The sequence below is a fragment of the Chitinivibrionales bacterium genome (genome assembly GCA_014728215.1).
Classification (GTDB): Bacteria; Fibrobacterota; Chitinivibrionia; order Chitinivibrionales; family WJKA01; genus WJKA01.
Genome location: WJLZ01000005.1, coordinates 1 through 6497, shown reverse-complemented (window position 1 = coordinate 6497; position 6497 = coordinate 1). Strand labels below are relative to the sequence as shown.

Annotated in this window: 4 protein-coding genes; 2 read left to right on the top strand and 2 right to left on the bottom strand. The window is 48.1% G+C overall.

What is annotated here, in order from left to right:
• The coding region (locus GF401_00375) for a DUF4955 domain-containing protein (GenBank protein MBD3343498.1) at window positions 1-1627 on the top strand (1627 nt) is incomplete at its 5' end.
• Window positions 1628-1721: 94 nt separating this feature from the next.
• Complete coding sequence (locus GF401_00370) at window positions 1722-2789, top strand: hypothetical protein (protein ID MBD3343497.1); 1068 nt, start codon at window positions 1722-1724, stop codon at window positions 2787-2789.
• Window positions 2790-3080: 291 nt separating this feature from the next.
• Here the strand turns inward: GF401_00370 and GF401_00365 are convergent, their stop codons facing one another.
• Both GF401_00365 and GF401_00360 read right to left on the bottom strand, forming a co-directional pair.
• On the bottom strand, window positions 3081-5174 hold the full coding sequence (locus GF401_00365; GenBank protein ID MBD3343496.1) for a hypothetical protein: 2094 nt from the start codon (window positions 5172-5174) through the stop codon (window positions 3081-3083).
• 510 nt (window positions 5175-5684) lie between these two features.
• Complete coding sequence (locus tag GF401_00360) at window positions 5685-5945, bottom strand: hypothetical protein (protein ID MBD3343495.1); 261 nt, start codon at window positions 5943-5945, stop codon at window positions 5685-5687.
• Between the last annotated feature and the right edge of the window lie 552 nt (window positions 5946-6497).

Genomic DNA, 6497 nt, shown 5'->3' with positions numbered 1-6497 from the left:
CCCCGACCGATTCAACAATCCCCATAACAGTTTTAAGTTTCTTGGGCACAGCACCGATAATCTGATGGAAAACATGACCATCCATCAAAAAATGGACCATGGATATGCCGTGCAGCGCCATGCGGTCGGTAATGTTATTTATAACAGTTCAATGGCGCCCGGATGTGATCTTGATCCGCATGCGCAGGTCCCGATGGCCAACCTTTATGATAATATCAGCGGCGGACGCCACAGCGGTGCTGGAGGTAACGCCGGCACTACACCCCATCACGGCCCCTACTTTGTGCTATGGAATTTTACGGCAACCGGTGAGACGAACCGGGATGACCATCACCTGCTCAAAGTCATGCAGTGGTATGATGACATGAGTTACCCACTCCAGACCATTCGTCCTGTCTTCGCCGGCTACGATCATGCGGCTGCTGATGTCAAGGTGCAGTATGTAGATGATAGTAAACGCGATTATTATGTAAGTGACACGGTAGTTGTCGAAGCTATTAACGGCTCGGTGCTTCCTCAATCCCTTTATATGGCGCAGTTGCAAGAGCGCATCGGCCGTGATCGTGAAGCAGGTCTTATCGTGCGCATCGAAGGGCCGACCAATGTCATGGCTCAAAAATCATACCAATTTACCGCCAAGGCTGTTGGCGCTTCAGCATCACAGTTCAGTTGGCTAATCGATTCGACCACACAGAAAAACGGGTCTACTCTTGAGCACACCTTCGAGACGCCCGGCCGCCACGAACTGATGGTGACCGCAACAACTCCTGGTGGTGCTCACATGCGACGCAGCCATGTTGTCTATGTCAGCCAATCGGGCGGTATCCTTATAGCCCGGGCCGAGGCTGATGAGATCGGGTTGCACGGCAGGCGAGTTGTCAATACCGGTGGACGCATGTGGCATTTTGTCGAAGGAGAATCCAATCGAAATACCTTCGCATATATCAATGGTTCGACCTTCGGGTTCGGCAGCGTAAATACCAATAACACCGGTTCGCATGGCGGTTACTGTTATACCGAATTGCCGCCGGAAGGTATTGACCTGTCAACATTGAAATACCGTGTCCATATCAAGGCGCTCGAGAGTGGAATGAAAAAGAAGCACTATTTCCGTTTTCTTGCACGTGATAAGTCCGGTGTGTGGGCAATGAGCACAAAGCAGCTTGATACTGTTTTCACGACGGGCGAATTCAGCCAGATAGAATGGACGCCACCTCTTGAGATCTTTGCACTTTCTTCCGAAGCAAGCTTTAATCCTGCAGCCACTACCGCCCTTGGCATGGTTATGTACTTTCCCGAGAATTGGTGGTACGGTTCCAAAGAGGTGCTTGCGGCTTTCGAAACATTTGAAATCGGTCAAGAGTTCGCAGCGGTTCCAACCAACCCGACAAAAGCTACGAATATTATCCGGCCGTCTATCCGACATGCTCACGGTACTTTGTTCATTACGATACCCAATTCATCAAAACACAAGGCACATATTACCTCACTGCAGGGTCGCATGATAAAGCTGCTGGAGAACAGTGGGGCACAAACCTACCGGTTCGATGCTCTGCCCCGAGGGCTCTACTTTGTGAGAATAATAGCCGATGGTACACAGTGGACAAGAAAGGCGCTGATTCGGTAATATCAAGGAAAACTTGCGCCGTGGAAGCTGAAAATAGAGTGCGCTATTATCTATATTAGAATTATTTCTGATAGCCATCAAAGAAGGAGCCTCAATGCAACCAGGACGCAAAACCGGTTTGAGCATTCTGTTTGTCATTTGTAGTATCATTGCGGCACATGCTGAAATACGACATGCGGATGACTTTGAAGGAACATTCAATCCCGCCGGCACGAATGAGGTGTATGACCGGTGGTATAAATCGGGGTGGTATGACGACGGGTATATGGAGCCTACCGATGAAATACCGGCCCGGTCCGGAAGCAAATGCCTGAAAACGGTAATGGTAAAACACAGTCCGAAAAGCCGTACCGAAATAGGGGTCAATCTCGACCAATCAATGGGGCACTGCTGGTATGGATTCAGCATTTATATTCCTGATGACTATACCATGTCGGAACTGGGAGTGTCGGAATCGGAAAGAGCGGTTATTGCTCAATGGGGAATATGGGAAGGAAACGGTGGACTTCCCGATTTTGCCCTTCGTTTCAGTCACAACAAATTTGTCATTACGCAGGAACGAGATACACAGGATGAGATCACTCTCTGGGAAGGGACGCTGGCCCGGGGCCGATGGGTGGACTGGATTTTCCATATAAATTGGACACGGCAGTCGAATGGAGCATTTGAAGCTTTTCGTGACGGCAGCAAGGTATTCGAAGTCAAAGATGTACAGACCACCTGGGGTGATGGCGATGACGTAAAATCCAAGATTGGTTTATATTTTGCCGGATGGGACAATGTGTCATCTCAACTCTCTACAGTTCATTGCTATTATGATAATTATACTATTGCTTCGGGAGAAGATGAGTATGATGCGGTTGATCCGGCGAATGATAACACTACCGGGATAGCTGCGAAGGGGCAATCCGGGAAGAATCTGCATCACGACTTGCATTCATTTCATCGACTGATGGATGATGGGCATACGGATATTCACATACGCGTTTTCACTGCAAACGGCCGATGTTTTTCGCCATCCCATTCACTTGCGGGAAACGGAATATACAGTAGCAGATCGATACCTGCACATGGCCGGTATTTCCTTGCAGCATCAAATCGGAATGAAAGTACCGGTGTAACACACTATCTGCCGGTACCTTACAAAAATGGAATAAGATGAACTTTGTTTTTCTCGGCTTGATTTATCTGGTGTGTTGTATCTCAAATACGAATATGCTTCCACAGACTCTTTTATCGAGCGATTAGGATGGCTGTAATTTTTGACACAAACTCTTATATCATGGAGCATTAAAATAGCAGACAATGATGTCGCTCAACAGGTGGTAATGAGACGTCGTGGGTGGAACTCCACGACAGTAACACGTGGCCGTTGGCTGTAATCGACTCTTGCCGCTGCAAAGAAATCCTCATAGCCTCACCGGGTTGGTCCAAAAAAAAGATACTATTGGACTTATTGCAGTATCACTTTACGCGCATTGACAATTGATGAGCGGTTACCCTTAAACGCGATACGCAGAATATACATGCCCAGCGGCAAAGAACGACCCGATTGTGGGGCCATCCAGATTGCATGTCGACTGCGATGGGTAATTCTAAATCGGGTTGTTTGTACGGTTTTGCCATTGAGCGAAACAAGGCTTGCCGTTACCTCACCCGGTTTCGGAGCCGTAATCAGACAAGAAACTCCTCCCGCGTTGTATCTGATTATTTTAATGAAATCGGTCTGCTTGCTGATGGTGGGGGTTTGGTTTTCGGCAATCGGTAATTTGCCTATTTCCTCTTGCATATAGGCTATATCCGATTGCCAGTCTGCAATGATGCTCCGGTTGGAAACATCGCTGGATAGGTCAAGCATGACACTGTCGGTAAAGGAGACCATTTCGTTTTGGGTTAACGCCTGTTCGGCTCCGGTATGCAACTTGACGGCAGGTGTGCCTTCCAGGGTATACACTCCCATGGTGTCTTGCTCGGTATCAATCAGCACAAGGGAACGTACACGAACGCGGCCAACCAGGTCGATGTCTGAAATGTTAAGCTCCTCGTACAGCTTTGTTATGTCCACCATTGTTTCTCCGACCCATTGGGCCTCTTCGCCAAGGGGGATGGCGCTTACGAGCATCGATATCCCGCGCTGAATTGTGCACCCCGAAACGTAGCTGAGCAATTTATCCAGTCGGGTGTGAAAGCCGGATTCGTAAGCGGTGGCGAGTATAATTACATTTAGATTTGTCACCGGAATTGAGTTGTTTTTAACGCGCAGGAATTCGGGCGCCCTGGCAATCGCCCGGTTGCCGTTAAGCCAGGCAATTTCGATGGTAACGCCACCATCCAGATTGATAATGTCACCAGGTCGTAAACGGAATCCTTCTTCGACGGCCTTGCGCGTAAAATTTCCCCCGAACTGTCCGAACGGCCGGGTGACGCGAACGGCGCCGGGGCCGCTTATTATTCCTTCCGGTCCAGCCACGTCATCGGGCCAGCCGTCTCCCCGTATCGAAACAATCTGGGCAATGTGCTCAAAAAGCATCGATAATTCCCGCTGGGCAACAATGTCTGAGTTGTCATTGACCGTAATTGCACGGACAGACCCGGTAACGCCGCCGTGCTTAATGAGTTTTTGGGCAAAGAGCGTCGGATCTATGCAGCGGTTTTCAATGTAATTTATCCGGGCAACTCCTTGTGTATTAGTATAGCCGTAGCTGATATAGGCATTCCGTTTGCACCGAGGAAATGTGGCATACAGAGCAAGCCATTGCGACGGTGGGGACAACCGATAGCGCAGGGCGTCTTCGAGTGTTGTTCCCGTGTCTTGATAAAGAAATATTTGCTTGCCGGCAATGCCGGTACCGGCACCGTCCGTCAAAGTCATGATAACATCGCCTGCGCCATCCAGACTGGTTCCCGAACCGGCGCGGAAGGTCTCGAACGGGTGATTGTGACGGATGTCAATGGATGTGTCGGCCATAAGACTGTCTACCAGGAACATAAACCGTTGTTCGAGTGCGGAAAACCGCAGGGAAGCCAGACTGGGCGACGTTAGTGATTTTGCCTCAATAAGTGCCATAAAGTTTTCTTTATAAATTATATGACCTGTTTTTGTATGAAAAATAGGTGGGTCGTTCAGAGCTTTGTTTTGTGAACTCGATGAATACACAAACCGGTCTTCCCGGTCGATAATTTCGGTAATGTGACCATCATTTGCCTCGATTATATCAAAAGAACCTGTGCGATACGTGATTTCACTTCGTTCGCGTCGCGCACGGATTGAATCGGGATAGGGACTCCAGGCTATGCCGCTACGGGCGGTTTCTCCGCTTGATGATTCGCCATATTGGCAGGAAATACCTGCTTTTATAGCCGAATTCCACGGCGCAGCCGGTTTAATCGAGTCGGTTAACACGATATCAAGGTCATTGCATATGCACTGACTCGGTTGAAAATCCGGTTTAGCCTGGAGTAGACTAAACAGGGTCACGGCAAGCATACACAATTTTTCCCATGTCATGTATTTGACTGCATTCGAGGGCATATCAGGTGACGGCATTATTTACTCCTTTAGAGGCCCTAACATAGAGGCCCTAACAAAATGAAGTCCTGCTCTGTCCGGCTGCAAAAACCCATTGGCTTCGTTTGGCTGCATCGCCATATCTCAGCGGATATGTCTGCTTCGCCACTGGGTCTTTTCGCTCAGCCATCGTTAAGAAACCTCAATTTGTTCGGGACTCTTAGTTTAGTGGAAAAATTCGATATTTAAAATACAGAAATTTCGAGCAAACGACCATATATGTCGAAAATGGTTTGTAATTTTCCGGGATACAAACAGACCCCGACCAGGAATTGTAATGTCGCGTTTCCAGCATTCTCCTCTGCTAAGCTTTTCAGGCAGGCCCTGTCCGAAAATACGCTACAGTACTGAAAATGAGCAAAATAGAAACAAATATCAATGTTGCCGATGAGTGATTTTCGATTCGCTAAACTAATAAAAAAAGTCCGGGGAAAATCTCTCTGTCCAAAGCAAAATGACAAAATATATTGAGGAGACTCGGGGGTGCCGCTAAAGCCTGACAAAAAACTCCTTTTCACGGCATTTCTTGTCAAAAGTATGCAGTTTTGAATGATGCGAATGAAATGCCCTGCATGCTGAAAGATAGTCTGAAAAATCTGCTTTTCCTGTCCTGAAATAGTTCAATGCCGATTCGACGTTATTTTGATCTTCCAACTGAATTGCCTCGAAGTCCAGTAGGTCTTGTAGAGCATTGATGATCTCCTTTTTGTTGAAATCATAAGAGACTTCGAGAACCCATATCGTTTCCACGAGTGTGATAATGCTTATAAAAATAAAGTCGCTGTCGCGTACGGTTTTTTCGAATAAAGCTTTCACCCGATGTGTATGAGATGATTTCTAATAAAACAAGGCCGGGCAAAATTCTGTTTCGGCCTTGCCTTGCAGCAGGAAGGCCGTTTTTCACATTCTGAAATTACCCTCGACGGGAACTCTGTATGCTCTGCTTCTTTGCGGCCTTCTACCGAACGAATTTCCGTACAACCGCTTTCCGGTCAAGAAGTTCCATGCGCAACAGGTAGCAACCGCTGCCCAGTGAACGTAGCGGAATCTGAAGCGTTGTGCGTTTGCCGGCATGAGCCGAAAGAACGACTCTTCCCGAAAGGTCAACCAGGAACAAGCGTTGCAGCTTTTGTGCATTATGGATGACCAGGGTGTTATTCGATATCGAGGCATTAAGAATTCCGGGAGCGTGGCCGGCTGTAAGAACACCAACCGCATCGTCAACGATCGAAACGGTTTTTCTTCCCGCATTCGACGGCACCGTTTGCATTCCTTTGTTGTCGTAGGCCACCGCCGTAATCT